Source organism: Steroidobacter cummioxidans (assembly GCF_003104955.1).
Window position 1 is genome coordinate 64143 of the sequence record NZ_LSRW01000049.1, and the last position, 24626, is coordinate 88768.

General features: G+C 62.4%; 17 protein-coding genes and 3 pseudogenes. 6 read left to right on the plus strand and 14 right to left on the minus strand.

Features of this window, described 5'->3' with window-relative positions; translation table 11 throughout:
• The 5 genes from D0550_RS22495 to D0550_RS22515 form a co-directional block, all read right to left on the minus strand.
• On the minus strand, window positions 1-1350 hold the full coding sequence (locus D0550_RS22495) for a COG4315 family predicted lipoprotein (RefSeq protein WP_241520879.1): 1350 nt from the start codon (window positions 1348-1350) through the stop codon (window positions 1-3).
• The gene (locus D0550_RS22500) at window positions 1347-2690 is read right to left on the minus strand and encodes a DUF1552 domain-containing protein (RefSeq protein ID WP_116811434.1); all 1344 of its coding nucleotides are present in this window, start codon (window positions 2688-2690) and stop codon (window positions 1347-1349) included. Before D0550_RS22500 ends, D0550_RS22495 begins: the two co-directional genes overlap by 4 nt.
• Before the next feature lie 8 nt (window positions 2691-2698).
• Window positions 2699-4432, minus strand: a complete 1734-nt coding sequence (locus D0550_RS22505) for a DUF1592 domain-containing protein (RefSeq protein ID WP_116811435.1) — start codon at window positions 4430-4432, stop codon at window positions 2699-2701.
• A 41-nt stretch (window positions 4433-4473) separates the two neighbouring features.
• Window positions 4474-5949, minus strand: coding sequence for a sodium:solute symporter family protein (locus tag D0550_RS22510; RefSeq protein ID WP_116811436.1), 1476 nt, complete (start codon window positions 5947-5949; stop codon window positions 4474-4476).
• A gap of 147 nt (window positions 5950-6096) precedes the next feature.
• The gene (locus tag D0550_RS22515) at window positions 6097-7350 is read right to left on the minus strand and encodes a cytochrome c (protein ID WP_116811437.1); all 1254 of its coding nucleotides are present in this window, start codon (window positions 7348-7350) and stop codon (window positions 6097-6099) included.
• 180 nt (window positions 7351-7530) lie between these two features.
• Between D0550_RS22515 and D0550_RS22520 the strand changes: the two genes are divergently transcribed.
• Window positions 7531-8514 (plus strand): LysR family transcriptional regulator, encoded by a 984-nt coding sequence (locus D0550_RS22520; protein ID WP_116811438.1) that lies wholly within the window; start codon window positions 7531-7533, stop codon window positions 8512-8514.
• On the opposite strand, the gene hutC is transcribed toward D0550_RS22520, so the two are convergent.
• Both hutC and D0550_RS22530 read right to left on the minus strand, forming a co-directional pair.
• A complete protein-coding gene (gene hutC / locus D0550_RS22525) occupies window positions 8500-9294 on the minus strand; it encodes a histidine utilization repressor (protein WP_241520880.1) in 795 nt (264 codons plus the stop codon). The genes D0550_RS22520 and hutC overlap by 15 nt on opposite strands.
• Window positions 9291-10646: a formimidoylglutamate deiminase gene (locus D0550_RS22530; RefSeq protein ID WP_116811440.1), complete on the minus strand. Its 1356-nt coding sequence runs from the start codon at window positions 10644-10646 to the stop codon at window positions 9291-9293. Before D0550_RS22530 ends, hutC begins: the two co-directional genes overlap by 4 nt.
• A gap of 100 nt (window positions 10647-10746) precedes the next feature.
• Between D0550_RS22530 and hutI the strand changes: the two are divergent.
• The 5 genes and pseudogenes from hutI to D0550_RS22555 all read left to right on the plus strand — a co-directional run bounded on the left by hutI (window position 10747) and on the right by D0550_RS22555 (window position 16667).
• Window positions 10747-11993 (plus strand): annotated as a pseudogene (gene hutI, locus D0550_RS22535) (imidazolonepropionase).
• Complete coding sequence (gene hutH / locus D0550_RS22540) at window positions 11990-13531, plus strand: histidine ammonia-lyase (protein WP_116811441.1); 1542 nt, start codon at window positions 11990-11992, stop codon at window positions 13529-13531. The pseudogene hutI and the gene hutH overlap by 4 nt, the downstream one beginning before the upstream one ends.
• Window positions 13531-14388: an N-formylglutamate deformylase gene (gene hutG / locus D0550_RS22545; protein WP_116811442.1), complete on the plus strand. Its 858-nt coding sequence runs from the start codon at window positions 13531-13533 to the stop codon at window positions 14386-14388. Before hutH ends, hutG begins: the two co-directional genes overlap by 1 nt.
• Complete coding sequence (gene hutU, locus D0550_RS22550; protein WP_116811443.1) at window positions 14372-16042, plus strand: urocanate hydratase; 1671 nt, start codon at window positions 14372-14374, stop codon at window positions 16040-16042. The genes hutG and hutU overlap by 17 nt, the downstream gene beginning before the upstream one ends.
• 46 nt (window positions 16043-16088) lie before the next feature.
• Entirely contained in the window at window positions 16089-16667 is a 579-nt protein-coding gene (locus tag D0550_RS22555) for a HutD/Ves family protein (protein ID WP_170134683.1), read from the plus strand.
• On the opposite strand, the gene hisC is transcribed toward D0550_RS22555, so the two are convergent.
• The 7 genes and pseudogenes from hisC to D0550_RS22585 all read right to left on the minus strand — a co-directional run.
• On the minus strand, window positions 16631-17749 hold the full coding sequence (gene hisC, locus D0550_RS22560; protein ID WP_241520883.1) for a histidinol-phosphate transaminase: 1119 nt from the start codon (window positions 17747-17749) through the stop codon (window positions 16631-16633). The genes D0550_RS22555 and hisC overlap by 37 nt on opposite strands.
• A 17-nt stretch (window positions 17750-17766) precedes the next feature.
• On the minus strand, window positions 17767-18903 hold the full coding sequence (locus D0550_RS22565) for an NHL repeat-containing protein (protein WP_116811445.1): 1137 nt from the start codon (window positions 18901-18903) through the stop codon (window positions 17767-17769).
• 82 nt (window positions 18904-18985) lie between these two features.
• Window positions 18986-19735 carry a TonB-dependent receptor domain-containing protein gene (locus tag D0550_RS36465; RefSeq protein WP_322109742.1) on the minus strand — a complete coding sequence of 250 codons (750 nt, stop codon included), beginning with the start codon at window positions 19733-19735 and terminating at the stop codon, window positions 18986-18988.
• A gap of 112 nt (window positions 19736-19847) precedes the next feature.
• Window positions 19848-21911: pseudogene (locus D0550_RS22570) on the minus strand (TonB-dependent receptor plug domain-containing protein); the annotation flags it as partial.
• Window positions 21912-22563: 652 nt separating this feature from the next.
• Window positions 22564-23007: an SRPBCC family protein gene (locus tag D0550_RS22575; RefSeq protein ID WP_116811446.1), complete on the minus strand. Its 444-nt coding sequence runs from the start codon at window positions 23005-23007 to the stop codon at window positions 22564-22566.
• Window positions 23008-23102: 95 nt separating this feature from the next.
• Complete coding sequence (locus D0550_RS22580) at window positions 23103-24254, minus strand: aminotransferase class V-fold PLP-dependent enzyme (protein WP_116811447.1); 1152 nt, start codon at window positions 24252-24254, stop codon at window positions 23103-23105.
• A 106-nt stretch (window positions 24255-24360) separates the two neighbouring features.
• Window positions 24361-24540: pseudogene (locus D0550_RS22585) on the minus strand (amidohydrolase family protein); the annotation flags it as partial.
• Window positions 24541-24626 lie beyond the last annotated feature (86 nt).

The window sequence follows — 24626 nt, forward strand, 5'->3', positions numbered from 1 at the left end:
TCACTCCGCGTTGTTGTCGTAGTCATCGCGCAACCAGAACGCTTTGTAGCCGTTGCGGTAGCCATAGAACTCGCCCCAGCTGTCACCATGCAGCTCGCCGGGTCCGCGATCACGCCACATCGTATATACCGGCCGCTTACGGAACGCCCAGACGCGCAGCGCGCCTGCTTGCTGAGGTTGGGCGATCTTGCCGGTCATGGGATCGATATACATTACGCTCCACAAACGGCTGGTGCTCTTCGCGTTCTCGGGAGCGGGCACATATGGAAAGGTATTGAGACAGCGCTTGGGATCGCCGCCGCCGCATACCGTCAGCCGATACGCCTGGGGCGAGTTCGGATGATCGCAAGCAAGCTGATCGAGCGCGTCATCGCCGCAGTTGTAGACATATACGGTCTTGCCCCGACTGTCCGCCAATACAATGCCCGAGTAAGTGTCCTGCACCGTAAAGTCGGACGGTGGCTCGGGAGCGCGCTGCGTATACACATTGTTCCAACCCGGCTCGTCACTGCCGCGCTGGCTATGGAAGAACTCGTCTGCCACGCGCGTATATAACGGCTGCTGGCGGAATGCCCACTGACGAATGCCAGGCTCGCGTTCAATGATCGTGAAGTCGCCACGATCCTTCGCATACGCCGGTGCGGCAATCGGTTTCCACGCGCGCGCGCACGTACCCTGACAGTTCGATTTTCCCGGGCTGTCCTTCGAGGATGCGTACACCGAATTGCCTTCACTCGTGACCAGCATGCGGCCCGACAGCAATGGCAAGATCTCGAATTGCGGCGGCACCATCGGCGGCGGCCCGACCGGTTTGCGAGTGCCCGGCCCGTCGCCGCCGGTTCTGCGCAGCGTGCCGCCGTTTACGTCGCCTGGCTGTTCGTCGAGCACCGAGGTATAGAGCGCGTAACCGTCGTAGGCCCACTGACGAAAGCCATCTTTGCGCTCAATGATGGTCCACTTCCCGATCGGCTTCGCTTCCTTGTCCGCGGTCACTGCCGGCCACACGTCGAGACAGCTGGGCCGCGTCTCGACTTCTGGCAATTCCAGGCCGGGTGGATACGGACTCATCAGTCCGGAGTTCACTTTGTACTTGGTGCTGTCGCAGGTTGGCTGTCCCTTGCGCTCGCCGACTGCGCCGTTACGCAATGGCTTCACGGGCCATTGATATAGCGTGTGACCTTTAGCGTCCGCGAAGACGGGCCCTTCCAGTTCGCTGACCACCACCTGGAATCCCGGTGGCATCGGCACGGGCTCGTACGATTCGGTCTTCTGCGTCGCCGCCAGCGCCGCGGCCGACAGCCACAGCGAGGACAGACCCGCCAATACGTTGCGAATGTTTGAACCGCTCACACCAGAATCTCGCTGAGAGGACTGGAAGTCATGTTGCTCTTGCTGCCCCAAGTCGGAACCTCGACGCCCATGGTCCGCAACATCGTGTAGCCGACTCGTGAGACGCCGGTCGCCTCCGCATTCACGTGCAGCCCGGTCTTCACACGGCCGCCGCCGCGACCCGCCGTAAACGCGACCAATTTGTCGAGGGAATGAATGCGCGCGTCGCCGTGATCGGTGTTGGCATAGATCAGGACGTTGTCGAGCAGCGTGCCCTCGCCTTCGCGAACCTTCGTGAATGCCTCGACGAAGTAGGCCCACTCCTCGATGGCACGATGCGCGAACCAGGCGCAGTGGGGTTGATAACCGAGCGTGCCGTCGATCGGCTCCTCGTGAGTGGTCGTGTGATGCGGCTTGTCGAAACCGGCGCGTGTGGTATTCGCCTGCGCGTTCGAGTAGCTCATGTTGAATACACGCGTCTGGTCGCAGGCGACAGCCATCACCATCAGCTGGGTCATCATGCGATGTCTGATCTTTACCATATCGGCCTCGCCTCCCATCGGCGACTCGCTCGAGAGCTTCGGCGGCGCATGACAGGCGGCGATCGGCTCGGGCCGGGTCAGCTGCTGATCGAACTGATGCTCCAGATGTCGCAGCCCGCTGAAGTACTGATCCAGGCGTTGGCGATCCGAGGCGCCCACTGACCTTTCCAGCGATTTGATCTCTCCCATCACGCCGGACAGCACGCTGCGACGAGCCATCAGCCGCGGATTCGGCTTGAACTCCGGCGAATTCGGATCCTGGAAGTCGGCACCGAACAGGCGCGCGTAGAAATCCATCGGTGAAATCTCCGGCGGGTTTGGCGCATTCGGCGTCTCATAGCTGACAGTGTTGCGGAAGTCGCCTGTCGCAGCGGCAGTCAGCGTGCGGAACCGTGTCGTGCGACCGATCTGATTCGCGATCGTGATATCGATGGTCTCGCCCGGCCGCTGGCCGCCGGACTTGGGCGCGGCGCCGGTGCGGCCGATCACCCATCCGGAGTAGTGACATAGATTTGGTTCGCCATCGCGGAACGCGGTGAGATTGGTGATCAGATTGACATGCTCACGAACCCGCGCGACCGGTGCGAGCTGCTCCGGAAGGTCATAGCTGGTACCCGTTTTCTGCGGGACGAAGATGTTGTTGGTGGCGCCGAGGCCCCAGAACCAGGTGCCGAAACGTACCGGCATGGGACGACCGTCGGCCATCGCCGTGGCATTGTCGTTCAGGAAACAATCGAGCAGCGGCAGGCCGACCGCAACCGCGGTGCCGCCCAACATTCCTCGCAGCATGCGCCGTCGGCTGAGCTTATTTGCTTTCATGGTATGAGCTACCTCGATGTCGGAGATTGCGGGGCGGGTGACGCGGGCTCGGTGGCTACCGTCAGTTGTGACGGGCGCTGCGCTGACTTCAGGTCGGGTAGCGGATGGATCACGCGCTCGCGACGCGTATACACCTTACTGAACGCACGGCTGAGTGCGATCTCACGCAGCAGATCGGGCAGCACATAACCGTCGGCTTCGAACCGCTCGGATAGATACTCCAGTACGCGCCGGTCGTTCTCGTCGCTCGGCGTCCCGGTGCCATAGGCAAAGGCACGGCGCACCATGCACCAGGGCAGTTGCGGATTGTCGCGCAGCGCCTCGCCTAGTCCCGCGGCATCGGTGAATTCGACGCCATCGAGGTTGCCGCTGGTATCGATCGGTGCGTCGTTCTCCGTGTCGCGGAAACCACCCGAGCCATCGAACGCCTCCATCGTCAATCCCATCGGATCGGTGATGCGATGACAGCCGGCGCAGCCTGGATCCTGCAGATGGAAGTTCACACGCTCGCGCGCGGTCTTGATGTTTGGATCCGGATTCTGAATCGCGGAGAAATCGACATTCGGCGGCGGCTTCGGCACCTCCTGACACAGGAACACTTCACGCAAGGCCTTGCCGCGCATCGTCGCCGAGCTGCGTCCCGGATGCGAATGCAGAGCGAGGAAACTGATCTGCGTCAGCAGACCCGCGCGCGGGCTGTCGGCCGGGAATTCGAACGGTGCCCAACCCGGGCCGGGTGCAGGCACTTGATAGATTGGAGCCAGCGACGGCGACATGAACGTCTGGCGTGTTGTGAACAGATCGCGATAGTCCTTGCGTTGCGTGACCAGATGATCGACGGCGGTCCGCAATGTTTGCTCGCGCGCGTCGACCGCGGTTTCACCGGAGAAGATTGGATAGATCAGATTGTCCTTCGCCAGGGTCGCGAACTGTTCGAAGGCGAACATGTCGTCGAACAACGCACGCACACCTGTTTCGAGTCGTGGGCTGGCGAGCATGCGATCCACTTCGCGCTTGAGACCCTTGCGCGTATGCAGCTCACCGCTCTCGGCAGCCTTCAGCAACTGCGCATCCGGCGCGGCATTCCACAGGAACAAACTGAGCCGGGTCGCCAGCGAGTAGGCATCCAAGCGCTGTTCGCCCGGTCGATCGGGATCGGGCTCGGAATGCTCCGCGACCAGCAGCACGCTCGGACTGAGCAGCAGTCCTTCGATCGCGACGCTCAGGCCCTGGTAGAAATCTTTCAATGACGCCGCGGCTGCATTTGCTTCATCGATGATCGCTTCGAGGCGCTCGGGCGGCACCGGCCGCCGGTACAGCAGCGGTCCTACCTGCGAGAGGAATGTGCGTGCACATTCCGGATCGGCCGCATCCGTCGCGGCTGGTGAGCAAGACACTAGATATCCGCGACTTTCCTCGCGCACGATCTCGGCCGCGACCTTCCCCGCCGTCTTCTGGTAGATCTCCAGTTGAGTATCGGTGATGCCGGCGACGGCGGTGCCGCTGTTGAGCAGGCCGTCGACGCGAGGCACGGCGGCAAAGTTTGCCGTCGGTTTCACGTTCGGCCCGAACACATACATCACCGTGTTCAAGTATTGCTGTTCGGTGAGCAGCCGCAGCGACGCAGGCGTCCCCTTCGACTGCGGCTCTCGGTTGCTGTTTATTAGACCCACGGCAGCGGCGGCGCCGATGGCCGCGACCGCCACCACACCGACCGCAAAAACACGCACTCGTTGCCGCATTTAAAACCTCTGAAGCTGGTTGTGTCGGGTCAGCAAGGCAGTCATGGCCGGGCACGTTCCAGTGAATCCACCACGCCGCCACTCAATGTTTCATCGCTGGATGGACGCGGCTTCACGCGCACGCGCTCGTCCCAGCCGGCGAGTACCGCTGCGGGCGTGGGCTTGTCGAACAAGCTGCCGGCGATGAAAAAGGCCAGGCTGGCCGCCAGCCCTACATAAATGGGAAGGTTTGCGTAGATATCGCCCAGCACGGCCATCGTGCCCAGCGTTCCCGCCATTCCGGCGAAGATGCTGGCGATCGCGCCCCGTGCCGTCGCGCGTCGCCACACCATGCCGCCAAGCACGGCGACCATCAGCCCACCGACCAGGATGTCCGAGGCGATCGTCAAACCGGCGATCACGTCCTGCAGCAGGCAGGCGATCACCGCCATGGCGAGGCCGAAGATGACGATATAGACGCGGCTGTGACGGACTTCATCGTGCTGATCGCTGGCACCGTCGCGACGCCGGCCGTGCACGTCTTCTTTCGCCACTGTCGCTGTCGCGATCAGCGCGCCGCTCGAAGTCGACATGATGGCCGACAAGGCGCCTGCGACCACGAGCCCGGCCAGCCCCACGGGCAGCACGTGCCGAACGATTTCGGTGTAGACCTGATCGCGGCCTTCGAGTCCGGGCAGCAACACTTTCGCGGCCATGCCGATCAAGGCGCCGGCGATGCCATAGGCAAAGCCATAGCCTGCAGCCGCAAGACCCGCCCAGCGAGCAACGGAATCGCTGCGTGCCGTGAAGACTCGCTGCCACAGATCCTGACCGATGACCATGGTCGGCACATACAGCACGACGTACGTGAAGATCTTGCCGGCGCCGATGGCGGTCCAGTCGAACGCTTCGGGAGGCAGGCGCTCGTGCAGACCGGCGAAGCCGCCGGCGCTATACAAAGCCATGGGCAACAGAATGAGAAACATACCGATCGTCTTGAGCACGAACTGCACGATGTCGGTGAACGTGATCGACCACATGCCGCCGAGCACCGAGTACACGATCACGACGCTGCTGCCGATCAGGATTGCCGGCACCTTTTCGATATCGAACAACACGGAGAAGATGGCGCCGTAGGCGATGGTCGAGGTCACCGCGATCATCAACGTGTAGGCCATCATCACGATACCCGACACGACGGTGCCCATCTCACCGTAGCGAAGCTCCAGCATCTGGCTGACGGTGTAGACCCGCAGTCGATTGATCAACGGCGCGAGCACCAGGCTGATGAGCGCCACGCCGGTGGACATCGAGAACACCAGCCACACTCCCGACAAGCCATGTTGATAGCCAAGCCCGATGCCGCCGAGCGTGGCACCGCCGCCCATCACCAGCGCGGCAAGCGTTCCGGCATAGAGCACGGGTCCGAGCCGTCGGCCGGCGACGAGAAAGTCGGCCTGGGTACGCGCGCGAGTTTTCGCGTACCAGCCGATGCCGATCATCCCGGCCATGTACAAAGCGATTACCAGTAGATCCATCGTCACCCATGCCTCGGATTTAGAGTCTGTTCAACCGGCCGGCGCCTATCAATGAGCGCCGAGTCGGCATCATTTAGCGGGGCTAAACGCCGCCCTTGATCGCCCAACAGCGGTGCGTGTGCGACGCGTGGCGCACCACTTGCGACGTCATCGCAGCCGATCAATGTCCTTCGGTGCGACCTCGCCAGCGGCATTGCCCCAGGAATTGCGCACGAAGGTGAGCAACGCCGCGGCCTGCTCGTCGCTGAGTTTCTGAGCGAAGGCCGGCATCGTCTGCCACGCGTGCATGCGCCATTCACTCGACGGCGGCTCGACCGGCAATCGCGGACCATTGAGCACTAGATCGATCAGCGACGAGGGGTCCGGAGCTTGTGCAAACGGGCTGCCAGCCAGCGACGGGCCGGTGTCTGCCGAGCCCTGGCCGGTCGGCAAATGACAGGTGCCGCAATGAATGTCGTACTGCCTCGCGCCCTGCTCCATAACTGTCTTGCTCGGGCGGGCGTTGCTGCCAGCCTGCGCCGGAAGACTCTTCAGGTAAGTGGCCATTGCGCGTGTGTCCGCTTCGGACAGATGACGGGTGCTGTTCAACACGACCTCGTTCATGGTCCCCATGACATGGGTGCGCGTATTGCTGCCGAGCTTCAAGTAATTCGCGATGTCCTCTTCCGACCATGCACCGAGACCGTGCGGCGACGGCGTGAGATTGGGAGCGCCGCGCACGACCGGGCCGCGCTCTTCATCGATTTCCTGCAGGATGCCGCCGGTGTAGAGCGCATCTGCCCGCTCCGCGCCCAAGAAGTTGCGCGGTGAATGGCAGGCACTGCAATGAGCCAATGCTTCGACCAGATAGGCTCCGCGATTCCACTGCGCCGAACGCCCCGCATCAGGAACGAAACGTCCCTCCTCGAAGTACATCGACTTCCACACCCTGAGCAGGCCACGCTGGCTGTATGGAAAGTTCAGCTCGTTTGTCCTGGCCGGCGCGCTCACCGGTTTGAGACTCATGAAGTAGGCGTACAGCGCACGCAGATCCGCGTCGTCGATCTTGGTGAAGCTGGGATAAGGAAAAGCCGGATACAGATGCCGGCCGTCGGGCCGCAGTCCGCGACGCATGGCGGACTCGAACTGCTGGAAGCTCCAGCCGCCGATGCCGGTGGTTTCATCCGGCGTAATGTTGGTCGAATAGATCGTGCCGAAATCCGTGGGGAATGGCACGCCGCCTGCAAAGACAGCGCCGCCCGGTTGCGTATGGCAGCTTACGCAGTTCGCGGCGCGGACCAGATATTCGCCGTGCTCGAGCTCCGTGCGCTCATTGCTGTCGGCTGCCGCCGGCGCGGCGGACAGCAGCGCGCTCAATGCGAGGGCCAGCAGAGAGCGACCCGCAAGTTTCGCCAGAACCATGCACTACCCCATTCATCACTGCCTAATTCCTCTGCACGGCTTCGTTGCCGATGTGTCTCGACTATAACGTCTATACAAACCAATTCAAATGCCTGTACATTATTTTTACCGGGACGCGGGCCATGATCCGTGACGGCGCATTTCACATTCCGTTTGCACCATTGCGTTGCGCATTATTAGATGTCCATTCGATCGCACGACAGGCAGACGCACGACACGCAGCAAACAGGCGCGGCATTGCCGCCGATGCGCGCGATTCAGGCGTTCGAAGCCATCGTTCGCTGTGGCAGCGTCGCCGCGGCCGCGGACGAGCTGGGCGTTTCGTCCGGTGCGATCAGTCAGCAGTTGCGCAAGATCGAACGTGAGTTGGGCACGCGCCTGCTCGAGCGCGATGGACGCTCGCTCACTCTCACATCGTGGGGCCGCATGTACTACGAGCAGGTACGGACAGCGTTCAACGAACTACGTCGCGCGCAGCACCGGCTTCAAATCGCCCGCGCCAAGCAAGGCATCGTGCTCAGTGCTCCGCCGCCGCTCGCGCTGTGGCTGCAGCGCTTGTTGTTGGAGTGGAGCTCGAATCACGGCGCGGTAAATCTGCGACTCATCGGCTCGGAACGAGAGCCGGTGTTGCAGGATGAAGGCATCGACTTTCGAATTTGCTACGGCGCCGACGCGCGCCGCTACGAGCGCTTTTCGGAATTGTTTGGTGATGCGGTTGTGCCAGTTTGCTCGCCGGAGTTCCTGCGGCGGCATCCGGTGGAAAACGCAGCCGACATTCTCGAGTGCTCGTTGATCGAGATCCTCTGGGACAGCCGCCATCGCCCGCCGCCGACCTGGGCCGACTGGGCATGGTCGGCCGGTCTCGCCCCACCCCGGCAGCCGGCGCGTCTGACTTTCTCGCTCGCGAGCGCGGCGATCGATGCGGCTCAAGATGGTGGCGGCTTCGTGCTCGGGCAGATCTCGATGATCGCCGAGCACGTTCACCGGGGACGCCTGGTGGTCCCCATCGACCGGCGTCTGAGCCTGCCGGAATCCTATTTTCTGGCCTGGGAGCGCGGCACGCTGGAGCGGCAGCGCTGCGCCGATTTTCGCAACTCGCTCATCGCTGCCGGTCGGCGCCAGCAGGATCTTGCCAGGAGCGCGCTGCCGTCACACCGAGCGTGACGACGAAGTCAGCGATGTGAACGTGGCGACCAGTTCGTGCAGATTGCCTGGATAGGTCAGCCGCACGAAAGTGATCGCCGAGGTCAGGCTGCGCGTCGTGCGCTCGACGATGAGGCACGGGCTACCCGATTTGATCTTCAGTTGCGCGGCTTCCTCGGCGCTGGCGCCCGACGCGCGAATGCGATGCTCGGCGACGTTCCAGGGAACCTGCTGCAACAACCAAGCGCCGGGAGATATATCGGCGAAGGGTTCCGTTGCAGCGCCGGCCACCGACTGCAGGTTGATCAAGCGGTACTCGATGCAGAACGGCTGATCCTTCGCGAAATGCCGGCACACCAGCTCCAGCACGGGCAGCGCCTCGTCGCTGTTCAGCAAGGCGCGATCCTCGCGCGTCGCGCGGCGTTTGTGGCGCTCCACTATTTCAAAGCTATAGGGCATGCCGAGCGCATCGACTTCGGTCTTGATGTCCGGGATGGACAGCACCGCGGACTGCGAGTGCGGGCGGCTGACGAAGCTGCCGAACTTGCGCCGCCGCTCGATGATCCCAGCCTGGGCCAGCTGCGTGAGGACCTTGTTGACGGTCATCCGCGAACAGCCGTATTGCTCCATCAGCTCCAGCTCGACCGGAATCCGCCGACCGGGCTCCCAGCGGCCGGACAGGATGTTGCCCTGGATGTCCGATAAAATGCGTTGATGCAGCGAAATCGCCTGACCGGTCTGTTTGTCACTTCGAGCGGCCGCGGCCGTATTCATCGAAGCCCGCTTTTTCTTTTCCTTCAAGCGCACAACTCCTGCATCGTTCTCTCATAAGCGTCGCGCACCGAGTCGCGCGACCGATGTCGACCGCGTTCGATCTGCTTGACGCCACTCACCCAAACACAATCGACGACGCCGCCGCCAGTGGCAAACAGCCACGAGTCGATCAGCGCATCGCCCGAACGGCATATCATGGCCGGTTCGCGTCGCGACAGGCTCACCAGATCGGCGGCTGCGCCTTCGATCAGCCCTGTCTGCGGCGCGCCGAGCGCCCGCCCTCCTCCCGACAGCGCGCGTCGATATAGCGCCATGCCGGTCGAGTGGCCTTCCAGGCCGATCACGTTGCGGATCCCGAGCGACAGCCGCTGAGTGTACTCCAGAAGGGATAGCTCGCCTGACAGACTGATGCATACATTCGAATCGGTGCCGATGCCGAACTGACCGCCAGCGGCAGCAAAGTCGGCCGCGGGAAAGATGCCATCGCCCAGATTTGCCTCCGTCACCGGGCAGAGTCCGACCGTCGCGCCACTGCGCGCGATGGCTTCGATCTCGCCAGTATCCACATGGGTCGCGTGCACCAGGCACCACCGCGAATCCACTGCGGCATTGTCCAGCAACCATCGTACCGGCCGCAGACCCGACCAGGCGAGGCAGTCGCGAACCTCGTTCTGTTGTTCGGCGATGTGAATGTGCACGGGCGCGTCCGGCAACATGCGCACTACTGCGGCGAGCTCCCCAGGCGTTACTGCTCGCAGACTGTGCGGCGCGACACCAACCACGCTCGCCGGTAGCGTCGCGACTACTTCACGGCAGCGCTCCAGCAGGCGTGCATAACTTTCGACATCGTGAATAAAGCGTGCCTGTCCCTCGCTCGGCGTCTGGCCGCCGAACGAGGCATGAGCATAGAACACCGGTAGTAGCGTCAGCGCGATGCCGGTCTCGCCGGCGGCCGCAGCGATGCGCCCCACCATCTCTGCCGGATCGCCAAAGCGGCGACCACCGATATCATGATGGAGATAGTGAAATTCGCCGACGCGACCGAAGCCCGCTTCGAGCATTTCGACGTAGGCCTGCGCGGCGATTGCCTGCAGGTGCTCCGGCGACATGCGCGAGGCAAATCGATACATCGTGTCGCGCCAGCTCCAGAAATTGTCCTCGCTTCGGCCGCGAGTTTCGGCGAGACCGGCCATGCCGCGTTGAAATGCATGGCTGTGCAGATTCGGCATCGTCGGCACGATCACTTGATGACGCTCATCGCCCACCTTTGGCGCAACATCACTCTCGATCTTTGCGATACGCGCGCCATCGAGGTGCAAACGGGACGATTGCACCCAGCCCGTCGTCGTGAGCAGTTGCTCAGTATACAAAACAGTCATTGCGCCAACTCCCGCGATACGCGCGCAGCCCTTGCTTTCTCGGTATCGATTATATGACTATACAATAACACTTCGACAGGCTCGATGCTCCGATACACCGATGATCGCCACTGCCCTCGACCGACAGCCCACGCAGGAACGTCTGTGGCGCAATGCGCGGCTCGCGACCATGGCGCGAGGTGCGATGGGTATTGGCGTCGTAACAAAGGGCGCGCTGCTCATCCGTGGTGAGCGCATCGTGTTCGCTGGCCCCGAGCGCGACCTGCCGCCGTCGGGCGATGCGTCGCGCGATGAAATAGATTGCGAAGGTCGATGGATCACGCCGGGCCTCGTCGACTGCCACACGCATCTCATCCATGCTGGCGATCGAGCCCAGGAGTTCGAGCTGCGTCAGCGTGGCGCTACTTATCAGGAGATCGCAGCTGCCGGCGGCGGTATCATCTCGACATTGCGTGCCACGCGCGCCGCGACGACAGAAGGGTTGGTCGCCGACGCGCTACGCCGTCTGGATGTCTTGATCGACGAGGGCCTCACCGCGATCGAGATCAAATCCGGTTACGGACTCGATCTCGACACCGAGCGTCGCATGCTGCAAGCCGCGCGCGAGCTGGGTCGACTTCGTAATGTTCATGTCCACACGACCTTTCTCGGCGCGCACGCGATACCGCCGGAGATGTCGGGGAATGCCGATGCATATATCGACAGCGTGGTTGAATCCATGCTGCCCGCCCTGGCGGCCGAAGGACTGATCGATTCGGTCGATGGGTTTTGCGAAAACATCGCGTTCTCGCCTGCGCAAATCTCACGCGTGTTCGAAGCTGCGGCCAAGCACGGATTGCGCGTGCGGCTGCATGCCGATCAGCTGTCCAATCTCGGCGGCGGGCGATTGGCGGCGGAGCACGTTGCACTGTCGGCGGATCACTTGGAATTTTCCGATGAGCTCAGCGTGGCAGCGATGGCTCACGCCGGGACCGTGGCCGTGCTGCTGCCTTGGCGCCTTTCTATTTTTTTCTTGCGGGAGAAAACCCTTGCCGCCAGTTGGACCTGCTGCGCCGGCATGGCGTGCCGATTGCCGTCGCGACCGATTGCAATCCCGGCACCTCCCCGCTCACGTCGCTGTTGCTCGCCATGAACATGGCGGCGACGCAGTTTCGACTCACCGTAGAAGAATGTTTGATCGGCACAACGCGTGAAGCAGCGCGCGCCTTGGGTCTGGAGAGCGAGACCGGCACGCTGGAAGCCGGCAAGCTCGCAGACTTTGCCGTATGGGACATCGATGCGCCCGCCGAGCTGGTCTATCGGATCGGCTTCAACCCGCTGCATTCGCGTTTCTGGAGAGGTCGATGATTGCAATCGTATTGCAGCCCGGTGCCACGTCCCTCGAAGATTGGCGAGCGGTCTATCGTGGCGCCACGCCGCGGCTCGATGCCTCCTGCCGAGCGGCGGTCGAGAAGGGAGCAACCGCGGTCGCGAGGATTCTCGCGCGCGGCGAGCCGGTTTACGGTATCAACACTGGCTTCGGCAAGCTCGCGACGGTGCGCATCGAGGATGCAGACCTCAGCCGCCTGCAAAAAAATATCGTTTTGTCGCACGCCGCCGGCACCGGCGATCCGCTGCCAACCCGCATCGTCCGATTGATGATGGCGCTCAAGCTCGCAAGCCTCGGTCAAGGCGCATCGGGCGTGCAGCCCCGCACGCTGGAGTTCCTGGAGACGATGCTCTCTGCGGAGATTGTTCCGGTCGTGCCAGCGCAAGGTTCAGTGGGCGCCTCCGGCGATCTGGCTCCGCTCGCCCACATGACGGCTGCGATGATCGGTGTCGGCGAAGTCGATACGCCCTCGGGCCGTGTGCCCGCGACCGAAGGCTTGGCGCGTGCGAATCTGCAACCGCTGACGCTGGCGCCGAAAGAAGGTCTAGCGCTACTGAATGGCACGCAATTCTCGACCGCGGTTGCACTCGCCGCGTTGTTCGAGGCGGAAGTTCTGTTTCAAACGGCGCTGGTCACCGGCGCGCTTTCGACCGACGCGGCCCGCGGCACCGATACTCCGTTCGACCCGCGCATTCATGCGCTACGAAAACATCGAGGCCAGATCGAAGCGGCTCGAGCATTGCGCGAGCTGATGGCAGGCAGCGCCCTGCGTGCGTCGCATCTGGTAAACGACGATCGCGTACAAGATCCCTATTGCCTGCGCTGCCAGCCGCAGGTCATGGGTGCGTGTCTGGATATGTTACGCAACGCCGCCACGTTCCTTACGACTGAAGCTAACGGTGTATCTGACAATCCGCTCATTTTCGCGGATGAGAATGAAGCGCTGTCCGGCGGCAACTTTCATGCGGAAGCAGTTGCCTTCGCGGCCGACATGATCGCGATCGCGGTATGCGAGATTGGTTCGATTGCCGAGCGCCGCATTGCCATGCTGATCGATCCGGTGCTGTCTGGCCTGCCGGCATTTCTCACGCCGCGCCCCGGCCTCAACTCCGGCTTCATGATTCCGCAGGTCACGGCCGCAGCGCTCGTGTCGGAGAACAAACAGCGCGCCTATCCAGCCAGTGTCGACTCGATTCCGACGTCCGCCAATCAAGAGGATCACGTTTCCATGGCGGCTCATGGCGCGCGCCGGCTGTTGCCGATGATCGACAATGCGACCGCCGTGATCGGCATCGAGCTGCTGATGGCTGCGCAAGCCTGCGATTTCCGCGCGCCCTTACAGACCAGCGTGCCGCTCGAATCCGCCCGCAGCACGCTGCGCGAGCGGGTGCCGATGCTCGAGGATGATCGTTACATCTATCCGGATATGGAACAGGCGACCTCGCTGGTGCGTAGTGGCGCGATCATCGCCGCTGCCGGCCTGCCCTTGCCTCAGGTTCTTCGCGAGACGCATTGATGCACTCCGAATGGCTATCGATCCGGCGGGGTGCTGCGCCGCTGCTGCTCAGCATGCCGCATTCCGGCATTGATCTGCGCGGCTTCGAGTCCCGTTTCGTTTCGCCATGGCTGGCCCGGCGCGACGCGGACTGGTGGATCGATCAGCTGTATGGCTTCGCGACAGCGCTCGATGTGACGATCGTGCGTACGACGGTTTCTCGCAGCGTTATCGACGTTAATCGCGATCCCTCGGGACGATCTTTGTATCCGGGGCGCGCGACGACTGAGTTGTGCCCGGGAACGACATTCGACGGTGAGCCTCTGTATCTCGACAACGCGACAGTCACGCCTGCAGAGATCGAGGAACGGCGTCTGCAATACTTCGATCCCTATCACGCGGCGCTACGCAGCGAGATCGAGCGACTTCGCCAGCGGCATGCCAACATCGTTCTTTACGATTGCCATTCGATTCGCTCCCACATTCCGCGCCTGTTCGACGGCGAGCTGCCGCAGTTCAACATCGGCACCAACGATGGCCAGTCATGCGCCCCGGCGTTGAGCGACGCCGTCGTCGCGGCCTGCGCGAGCTCCAATTTCAGTCACGTTTTGAATGGCCGCTTCAAGGGTGGCTACATCACTCGCTTCCATGGCCGGCCCGCCGAAGGTGTCCACGCAGTGCAGATGGAGCTTGCCTGCCGCGGCTACATCGACGAGCCGACCGGTCCCGTGTCGCCAGAGAACTGGCCGGCGCCATTCGATCTGGATTTCGCAAAGCCGCTGCGCACCGTGCTGGAAACGGTGCTCGGCCGCTGCATCGAATTCGCTCTGAAGCCGGCCTACGTCCAAGCAGGTATTTCCCATGCGCAGAATCGATAAGTCCCGCACCATCCGCGCGCCGCGCGGCCAGACTCTCAGCGCCCGCAGCTGGCTCACCGAAGCACCGCTGCGAATGCTGATGAACAATCTTGATCCGGACGTCGCGGAGCGTCCCGAGGAGTTGGTCGTTTACGGCGGCATCGGTCGCGCGGCCCGGGACTGGGATAGCTTCGATCGCATCGTTGCGACGCTGCGCCGGCTCGAGGACGATCAAACCTTGCTGATCCAGTCGGGCAAGCCGGTCGGTGTGTTCCGCACGCATCGCGATGCGCCGCGCGTGCTGCTCGCCAACTCGAATCTGGTGCCGCACTGGGCGAACTGGGAGCACTTCAGTGAGCTGGATCGCAAAGGACTCATGATGTACGGCCAGATGACGGCCGGCTCGTGGATCTACATCGGTTCGCAAGGCATCGTGCAAGGCACATATGAAACATTCGTCGAGATGGGGCGTCGCCATTACGGCGGCAATCTGCGCGGCCGCTGGATTCTGACCGCCGGTCTGGGCGGAATGGGCGGCGCGCAGCCGCTCGCCGCAACCATGGCAGGTGCCAGCTGTCTCGCGATCGAATGTCGCCAGTCCAGCATCGACTTCCGTCTGCGCACCGGCTACGTGGATGTGTGCGCGAAGGATCTCGATGAGGCGCTCAATATTCTCGAAGACTCTCGGCGCACCGGCAAGGCGATCTCCGTCGCGCTCCGCGGTAACGCCGCCGACGTGCTCCCCAAACTGTTGCGCCGAGGCGTGCGACCCGACGCGGTCACCGATCAAACATCGGCGCACGATCCCGTGAATGGGTATCTCCCCCTGGGATGGACCGTCGAGGATTGGGATGAGGCGCGTGCCAAAGATCCGTCTGGTGTCGCGGAGGCCGCGAAGACTTCGATGGCGGTGCATGTCCGAGCGATGCTCGAATTCCATCGCCTCGGCATCCCAACTTTCGACTATGGCAACAACATTCGCCAGGTCGCTTTCGACCGCGGTGTCACCGACGCATTTGCGTTCCCCGGCTTCGTGCCCGCTTACATTCGGCCGCTGTTCTGCCGCGGTGTCGGGCCGTTCCGCTGGGCGGCGTTGTCGGGTGATCCGGAAGACATCTACCGCACCGATCAAAAGGTGAAGGAGCTGATTCCGGACGATCCGCACCTGCACAACTGGCTGGACATGGCGCGCGAGCGCATTCATTTTCAAGGTCTGCCGGCGCGCATCTGCTGGGTCGGTCTCGGCCAGCGCGATCGGCTCGGTCGCGCGTTCAATCAAATGGTCGCTAGCGGCGAACTGAAGGCACCGATCGTGATCGGCCGCGATCACCTCGATTCCGGCTCGGTCGCCTCGCCCAATCGCGAGACCGAGGCAATGCAGGACGGCTCGGATGCGGTTTCCGATTGGCCGTTGCTCAATGCGCTGCTGAATACGGCCTCGGGCGCGACCTGGGTGTCGTTGCATCACGGCGGCGGCGTGGGCATGGGGTTCTCACAGCACGCTGGCATGGTCATCGTCTGCGACGGCTCGAAAGAAGCGGACGCTCGCCTCGCTCGCGTGCTGTGGAACGATCCGGGCACCGGCGTCATGCGTCACGCCGATGCGGGTTACGATATCGCGATCGACTGCGCGCGCGAGCGCGAGCTGGACTTGCCCGGCATCACTGACCGCTGATAGGAGTGTCGAGTTGAAGGTTTTACGAGCGTCCGCGTATCAGCGAATGCCATGGAAGAACGGCGGCGGAGAAACATTCGAGATCGCAATCTCGCCGCCGGGCTCGACGCTCGATACGCTGGAATGGCGCGTCAGCATGGCGGTGGTCGCGCAGGATGGTCCGTTCTCGATCTTCCCGAACATCGACCGCACGTTGTGTGTTATCGATGGACGCGGCATGGAACTGGACTTTGGCGCAGACGGGGGCATTCGCACCGTCACGCGAGACAGCGCGCCGTTCCGCTTCCCCGCCGATCTTGGCGTTCACGCGCGGCTCCTTGCGGAAGCGATCACCGACCTCAATGTAATGACGCGTCGTGGCCGCTATCGTCACAGGGTCGATCGTCTGACCATTGACCGTCAGCTGACGCTGAGCGTTGGCCCGGAGCAGTCGCTGCTGTTCTGTGAAACGGGCGATGTGAGCTGCGCCATTGAAAGCCAAGCCGAGATCGAGCTCGGCGCACGCGACTGTCTTCTGATGGATGTGCCGCCGGGCGTGTTGACACTCTCGGCGGCGCGTTCTCCGGCGTCCGTATATTTGATTCGACTCTATCGCACGATCGCGGCCAGGGCGTCGAGGAACTGATCGTTCTCAGCCGTCGTGCCGGTCGAGACGCGGATGAAGGTCTGATAGTTCGGCTCCAGCCAAGGCTTGACGACTACGCCGGCCTTGAGCAGCGCTGCCGCCACCTGCACGCTGTCGCGAGCGGCGTCGAAGAACAAGAAATTTCCTTCCGATCGGGCGACGCGCAGACCGAGATCGCGCAGTGCCTTGGACATGCGCTCGCGCTCGGCGGTAATGCCAGCCACGGAATTTCTCATCCATGCTTCGTCGTCGAGTGCCGCGACCGCCGCCGCCTGTGCCGCAGCGTTTACATTGAACGGTGTCTTGGCAGCGGCAAGCATCCTCGCGATCCTGGAACTGGAGCACACTGCGTAGCCGACACGCAGTCCAGCCAAGCCAAATGCCTTTGAGAACGTACGCAGGACCACATAAGGACGGCGGGCCTGTCGCAACATTTCCAGGCCGTCGGGAACTGCGTCGGACACGAACTCGCGATAGGCCTCGTCGAGCACGAACATTGTCGTGGCAGGCGTAGCCTCGATCACGCGCGCCAGGCCATCATGATCCAACGCAGCGCCAACTGGATTCCAGGGCGTCGGTAGAAACAGAATATTGGGTGCCTGCGCCAGCGCGGCCTCCAGAGCGGCGACGTCGAAGTCGAGGTCCGCTGTCATTGGAACCTTCGTAACGCGGGCTCCGACCGCCAGCGGTTCGATCTCATGCAGGCCAAAACACGGCGCGACCGTGAGCGCAGTACAGCCTGCACTCAGAAACGCGCGCGACGCAGCGGCAATCATCTCTTCCGAGCCATTCCCGACCACGATGTTCTCCGGCTCGGTGCCGAGACGCTTTCCGAGCGCCGCACGCAGCGACTCGCAGCCAGGATCGGAATAGCGCCACAGCTCGACGGCACCATTGGCCAGTGCCTCCAGAACAGCCGGCGAACAGCCGTACGGATTCTCATTGCTCGCCAACCGCGCGATTCGCTCCAGACCGCTCACAGCGCGGGCTGCGGCCAAACTCAGGCCGGCGTTGTACTTCGGCAGTGCTTCGACATGAGGATTGAAATAGGGTTCGGCCGGCGACAGGGTCTGCTTGCTCACAATCGTTACTCTGACCATCAGGGAGTGACGCCGTTGACGATCTTGAGCCGCTGCACGCGATGGTCTTCCGACGTATAAATGTTGCCTTTGAGATCGAATTCCATCTGGTGATTGCGATGGTATTCGCCCGCCCAGGTGCCGAAGTGACCGAAGCGGCTCAGCACCTTGCCGTCGGCGCGACGCAGCAGCACGGTCTGAAAGTTGCCTGGATCGTTCATCACCATGAAGGTCTGCTGCGCGTCCGGCCACAGGCTGACATTGCCGACCGAACCCGACCCCTGGGTGTGCGGCTCGTAGACATATTCGGTCACGAACGTGCCGTCCTTGCGGAACACCTGCATGCGGTTGTTGAGCCGATCACAGACGTAGACCAGTCCGTCCTTCGCGATGCGAATGCAATGAACCAGATTGAACTGCTTCGGCAGCGTCGGGCCGCCGTCATAACGCGGCAGTTTTTCGTCGGTCGGCGGCTTGCCGTAGGCGCCCCACTGACGCTTGAACTTGCCGGTATCCGCATCGAACACGATGACGCGGTGATTGCCATAGCCGTCGGCGATGAAAGCTTCGTTGGTCTCGGGATCCACATCGACTGCCGCGGCACCACTCAGTTGCGTCGGATCCAAACTGCCCTTGGACGGGCCGCGTCCGCCGATCTGCAGCAGAAGCTTTCCGTTCGGATCGAACTTCAGATACATGCCATCCGGCGGACTGCCGTCGCTACCGACGCGCGTCTGGCTGCCGCCGATCCAGATGTTTCCTTTGTAGTCGACATACAGGCCATGCCCCGCGCTTGGCCAGTCGTAACCTTTGGCCTGCTCGGGCCCGCCCCAGGCGCGCAGCACATTGCCCTGCTCGTCGAACTCGATGATCGCCGGCGCTGGCACGCAGCACTTTCCAGTCGGCGGTACCTGCGCCGCGCCGCGCGCGTAATTGGGCACCAGTTCCGGGCTATGGAACATCCACAGATGATTGTTGGCATCGACATGGATGCCGTTGATGAGCCCGAGCGCCCACTGATTCGGCAGTGGCAGCCTCGGCCAGCTGGAGTCGAGTTCGTATTCGGGAACCTTGTCCGCCGCCGGCTCCGACGCCTGCCCCACTAACGGCGCGAACGCCAGCACCATGAGCGCTACCCTGATCAATGAACCTTGCATGCTCGACGGTCTCCGCAATCGGCAAAGAAACAATGCACGACGATGCGGGCGGCTTGATCGCCGCCCGCGCTGGTCGAGGTGCTCAGAGATTCATGCGGAATCCCACAGTAAACGTTCGGCCGAGCACGTCGTACAGCCGCGCATTCGCTGGGGCGATCGTATAGTTGAAGCCACCGGGATTGGCCGCCACGATTGCCGGGTCCTTGTCGGTGATGTTTCTCACGTTGAGGAAGCCCTCGATCTGCGTGGCGCCAACATCGATCCCGTACGACAGCGCGAGGTCGAAGTACACCGCGCCATCGATGTGGTTGTCACTGACCGTCACGTACTTCGTCGTGGACGTGGGACAGCCGCTGCTGCACTCGATCCAGTCATTGTCATACACGCCGGAGCTGATGCCGCGTGCCGTCACAGAGGCGGTGAACGACTCCAGGGCGTAGCCGATCGAGGCGTTCCACTTCCAGCTCGGCGGACCGAACGACGTGTTCATGCCGGCCGTGTCGTCGACGACTCCTTCGGTCGTGGTCGCGTTGCGCTTGTAATTGGTCGCGAGCGCACGCAGCCGAACCGAGCCCGGCGCTCCGTCGATCAGATCGCTCATTTCGAACCGATAGCTGGTCTCGAAATCGATGCCGCGTGCGACCTGCGACGTATAGTTGAACGGCGTGCGACGAACCACGAACAGGTTGTCCGTGCCCGGATAGAAGTCGATCGCCGAGCAGCACACCGTCTGGCCTTGATAGCAGTTGTCGATGATGTCCTGAGTCGTCGGCAGGCCGATCGCGTCTTCGATGTCGACGCTCCAGTAGTCGACCGACAGCGCGAAACCCAGGCAGCACTCGCGGCGTCAGCACGAAAGCCGGCGCCGAAAGCCGTTCTGCTTNTTTTTCCGGTGTCAGCAGGGTATTACCCAGGCGCGGTGAAGTGATGTATTCCGTCGCATTGCCGAGCCACGGATTCGTGACCGCCGGCGCGCCGCCACTGCCTCGGCTGAACAGCTCTTCCAGATTCGGCGCGCGGATGTCGTGCGACAACGTGGCACGGAAACGAATATCGTCCAGTGGCGCCCAGTTCAGACCTGCCTTCCACGTTTCCACGCTGCCAGACGTGCTGTACTCGGTCACGCGAATCGCGCCGCTCACGTCGAGCGCTTTCAGCGCCGGCAGATCTTTCGCAAGCGGAATGACGGTTTCGATATAGCCCTCGGTTACGTCATAGCTGCCCTGGGTGGACGGATAACCGCCGACCCACCAGCCGAAGCGCTCGGAGATCGCGTCGTTCTCGCCTTTGCCGATCCACTCCTTGCGCCATTCGACACCAGTTGCCACGGAGACATCGCCGGCCCAGGTCGCGAACGGCGAGCCACTCAACGACACAGCCGCGACATCTTGCGTGAGCTGCTGGTAGCGCCACATCTTTTCGCCATTGCCCTGCACGTAGTCGCGCGCGGCCTGCGAGTTCACGCCAATGCCCATGGGATTGTAGGGAACGCAGCCGTTGCCAGGATTCGTCAGCGTCGAGCGGCAGACGATCGTGCCGTTTGCAGGATTGACCACGGCGTCGTAGGCGAGCGCGAGATACGAATTCACCCAGATGCCTTCCGTCATTACATGCAGATCGGACACACCGCGCTGGTAGTAGGCGTCCCATTCCCACTTGTCGCCGAGGCTGCCGGTGGCGCCCAGGACGAAGCGCGTGACGCGGCGATCGTTCACTGGCGTCGCGATGTCCAGATCCGGGTGCATCGTGCCGAGCCGGAACGTCGTCACGCCTTGGTCGAGCATCGCCTGGCGCACCGACTCGGGAATGAACGCGTTGTCCACGCTGAGTTGAATACTGCCGGTGTCTTCCAGCGAGAACGCGTAGTTGCGGTTCTTGTCGCGAGCGCTGGCTGCTTGAAAGTAGATATTCACGTCATCGGTGAGATCCCACGACACGCGCATGAAGCCGCTATGCGTGCGCGAGCCGCCGAGCAAACTTGCGCCAGCGCGCGTGCCGCGCACCTGAGACAGTTCCCAATCGCCGCCACGCATGTCGGGATCTGTCACCAGATCGCCGAAGTTGAATGTATAAGGCTGACCACCAGGTCCGAACGCAGTGCCCCGCAGGGGACCGTTCGTAATGATGCCGCCAGCGATACCAGTACTCACCGATACCTGGTCCAGCAGCAGGCGCTGCGGCTGACCGTTGCCCGGCGCATAGCTCGGGTTGTTCATGAATTGCCAGCCTTTCAGGTTCCAATCGCGGCGATTGATCGGAATCACGCTTTGCTGACGCGCGCTGGCGCTGAAAATGAAATGACCGCGACCGTCGGCGAACGGCGTGCCGAAGGTGGCACTGGCCATCCAGTTGTCGCCGTCGCCGTGGGTGGTCGAGCCGTATTGCGACGTGGTCTTCATGCCGGTGAACTTCTTGTCGAGGACGAAGTTCACGACGCCGCCGAGCGCATCGGAGCCGTACACCGCGGAGGCGCCGCCTGTCACGACTTCGACTTGTGAGATCAGGTCCTGCGGAATCAAATTCACATCGACCAGTCCGGATAGCGAAGAGGCAACCGAGCGCTGACCGTCGATCAGCACCAGCGTTCTGTTTTCTCCCAGCGCGCGCAGGTTCAACGCGTTGATGTTGGAATTGCCAGTGCTCGCCGTGGTGACGGACGACGCGGGCGATACGCTGCCCGACAGTGCCGGCAAGGTGTTCACCGCGTCGGCAATGTTCGGCGAGCCGAACGATTGAATTTGTTCGACGCCGAGCACGCTGACCGGCGTCGGCGCTTCGTAACCGTCGCGTACGATGCGCGTGCCGGTGACGACGACTTCGACGAGCGCTGTATCGCTCGCGGCCTGAGACCACGCCGAGTGCGAAGCGCAGAGCGACATCATTCCGAGCGCGGCGTATCCGCCGATTCTTCCAGCGCGTCGGGTCATCGCCAGGGTGCGAGCAACTGTGCGCTCGAGCACGAACGATCGACGATGCGTATGCGCCTGCCCCGAAGTGAAAAGAACCATTGGAATCGACCTCCCCAGAATGAATTGGTAACCATCACGCACGCTGGTCCAATGGAGGCCGGTGTTCCCCGATCATCCCCTTGGTGGTCGTCCCCCTTCAGCACCGGAACCGTATTCCGGTGAACGACTTCGAATCAATTATATAGACAAATGAAATTTGAAAGTCTAGTCAAAAGAGGTTGGCAGTTTTGCGGTGGCGCGCGCGGTTTGGAATGAGCGCGAGGATTTGTCACTTCGGACTGTGCTGTTATTGGGCAACGTATCGAGAGTGCTTGCACGCTCGTGTCGCGATCGCGGCGTCTCGTGGTGCATCAGTGCTGCCGTTGGTTGCACAATCATCGGCGATGTTCCCTGGCGCGCGCGGCCGAGAGAAATCGGTTGAACAACGGAGCAGTTTTGGTGCAAGGGTCGCTGCTTGCGCCCCAAAATAGAAAACCGCAGCGGACGGCGACCAGATCGCCTCGCGAATGAAAAACTAAAGTGAGATGCAGTCTTACTTGCGAATCGTCACAACGGCGATTCGCTCATGGCGGCGGAACGCGCGTGGCGACGTCTTGAAGCCGTCGCTGCTCTCGTGATCTACGCGCCTCGCAGCGGCGTACGTCAGGTCCGCGCCGTAGGTCCTGCGCGGTCAGTGGAGCTACGGATATCGCTAGCCGCCGCCAGCTGCTTCGAGGCGAGCTTTGATCAGCCAGATTTCCGCCTCGTGCGAGGCGCACAGCTGGCTCCATCTGTGGTCGGTCATCTGGGTCGAACGCCAGGCCATGAGGCTCACATAGCACTGGTCTGGCGTGAGGTCGCAGGTCTCCGCGGCGACGATCCGGATGCTGATTCTCGGGCGCAGGGGCTGGACTGCGCCCACCAGATAGTCGATCAACAGCAGTTCGCGCGACGCCTCGAGTTGGAGCTGCAAGCGCTGTCCGTCGAACAGCGAGGTGCCGACGTATTTCCCGGCTTCGGACGTGGCCTCGGTATGCATGCAACCGAGCGACCAGGTGCCCACGTTCAATGGGTTGGACAGAAAGTCGAATGCCTGCTGCGCGCCGACGTTGACTAGTTCGGTCACGCAATGACCGTAGCCGCCATACTGAGTCATGCCACTGTCCACCCCGGTAGCCCGACAAGAGGTCGGGCATTCTACGCTGGCCGGGGCTCCGTCCCCTACTCCGGAACTACCAGGAGGGAACGGGCTCAGGCGGGGCGGAATCGATCGCGCAAGTCCTTCATCGCTCCGATGAAGCGCGCGACGTCGTCGGCGTCGTTGTAGAAGTGGTGACTGGCGCGCAGGTTGGCATCGCGGAACGAGGTCACGATGTCGCGCTTCTCGAGTTCTGCGAACAGCCCGGCGCTGTCGCGGGAGGGCACGCACACCATCGCGCCGCGCCGATCGCCCTGGTCCGGCGTAATGGACGGCCAGCCGATTTCCCGCAAATTGTCCAGGCACATTCGCGTCAGTCCGCGAATGCGCTCTTCAATGGCTGGCGTGCCGACACGGAGCAACGTCTTCAAGCCCGCTTCGGCGGCATAGCAGTTCACCACTGCCGGAGTGCCTGCTTCGAAACGGCGTGCGCTGCGCGAGGGGCGATTGGCGGTGATGTCCATCGCCGTCACCTGCTCCTGCGCCCACCAGCCGCTGTTGGTCGGCACCAGCGATTCGATCAGCTCGCCGCGCACGTACATGAAGCCGATGCCCGCGGTGCCCAGCAGGTACTTCAACATTCCGCCGACGACGAAATCGACGTCCAGGGCCTTCACGTCGATATGGCATGAGCCGACGGACTGGTACGTATCGAGCAGAACTTTGGCTCCCTTGGCTCGAGCCAGGCGTACGATGCCCGGAATATCGAGCTTCGCACCGTTGCGGAAACAAACGTGCGTGATGGCCACCAATTGCGTGCGCTCGTCGATTACATCAGCGAACATTTCCGCAGGAATGTAGCCGTCCGCGTCGCGATGAACGTGCACGACTTCCGCGCCGCGCCGCTCCTGCGCGTGCCAGATCTGTGCGTTGGTCGGAAACTCGAAATCGGTGACGACCACTTTGTTGCGTGGGCCGGAGAAATCCAGTGCGCTCGCCAGCGCGTTGATGCCGGCGGATGCCGAGGCAGTCACCGCGATTTCATCGGGCGCTGCGCATAGCACCTGAGCCATCAGATTGCGCACCGCCTCGTTCTTCGTCACCCACACATCCCAATTCGCACCGACCGCGAGGCGATCGTTCATGTAGGACTCGAACGCAGCCTTCACATCGTTCGCCAGCGCGCAGTACGAACCGCTGTTCAGATAGGTCTTGTGCTGGAGGACAGGAAACTCGTTACGCAACGCTGCGAAATCGACCGACATGCCACACTCACTTCAGAGGAAGAATCAGGGACGAAGAGCATTATATGCATTTGCATATGTCTGCGTGCAACACACGCTGGCGTGGGCGCCGCGCGGGCAGTTCACATCACTGCAAAGTCACTGCCGCCGCCGGACGCTGGAACACCACCTTGCCGCCGACCATGGTCGCCAGCACTTCGATGTCCTTGATCTGCGCTTCGGGAACCGACAGATAGTCCTTCGACAGCACCACCAGGTCGGCGAGCTTGCCGGGCTCCAGCGAGCCTTTTTTCGCGTCCTCTTTCCATCGTGATGTAGGCGTTGTTGATCGTCATCATGCGCAGCGCCTCCGGGCGAGTGACACGCCTGTCTCTTATACACATCTGACGCTGC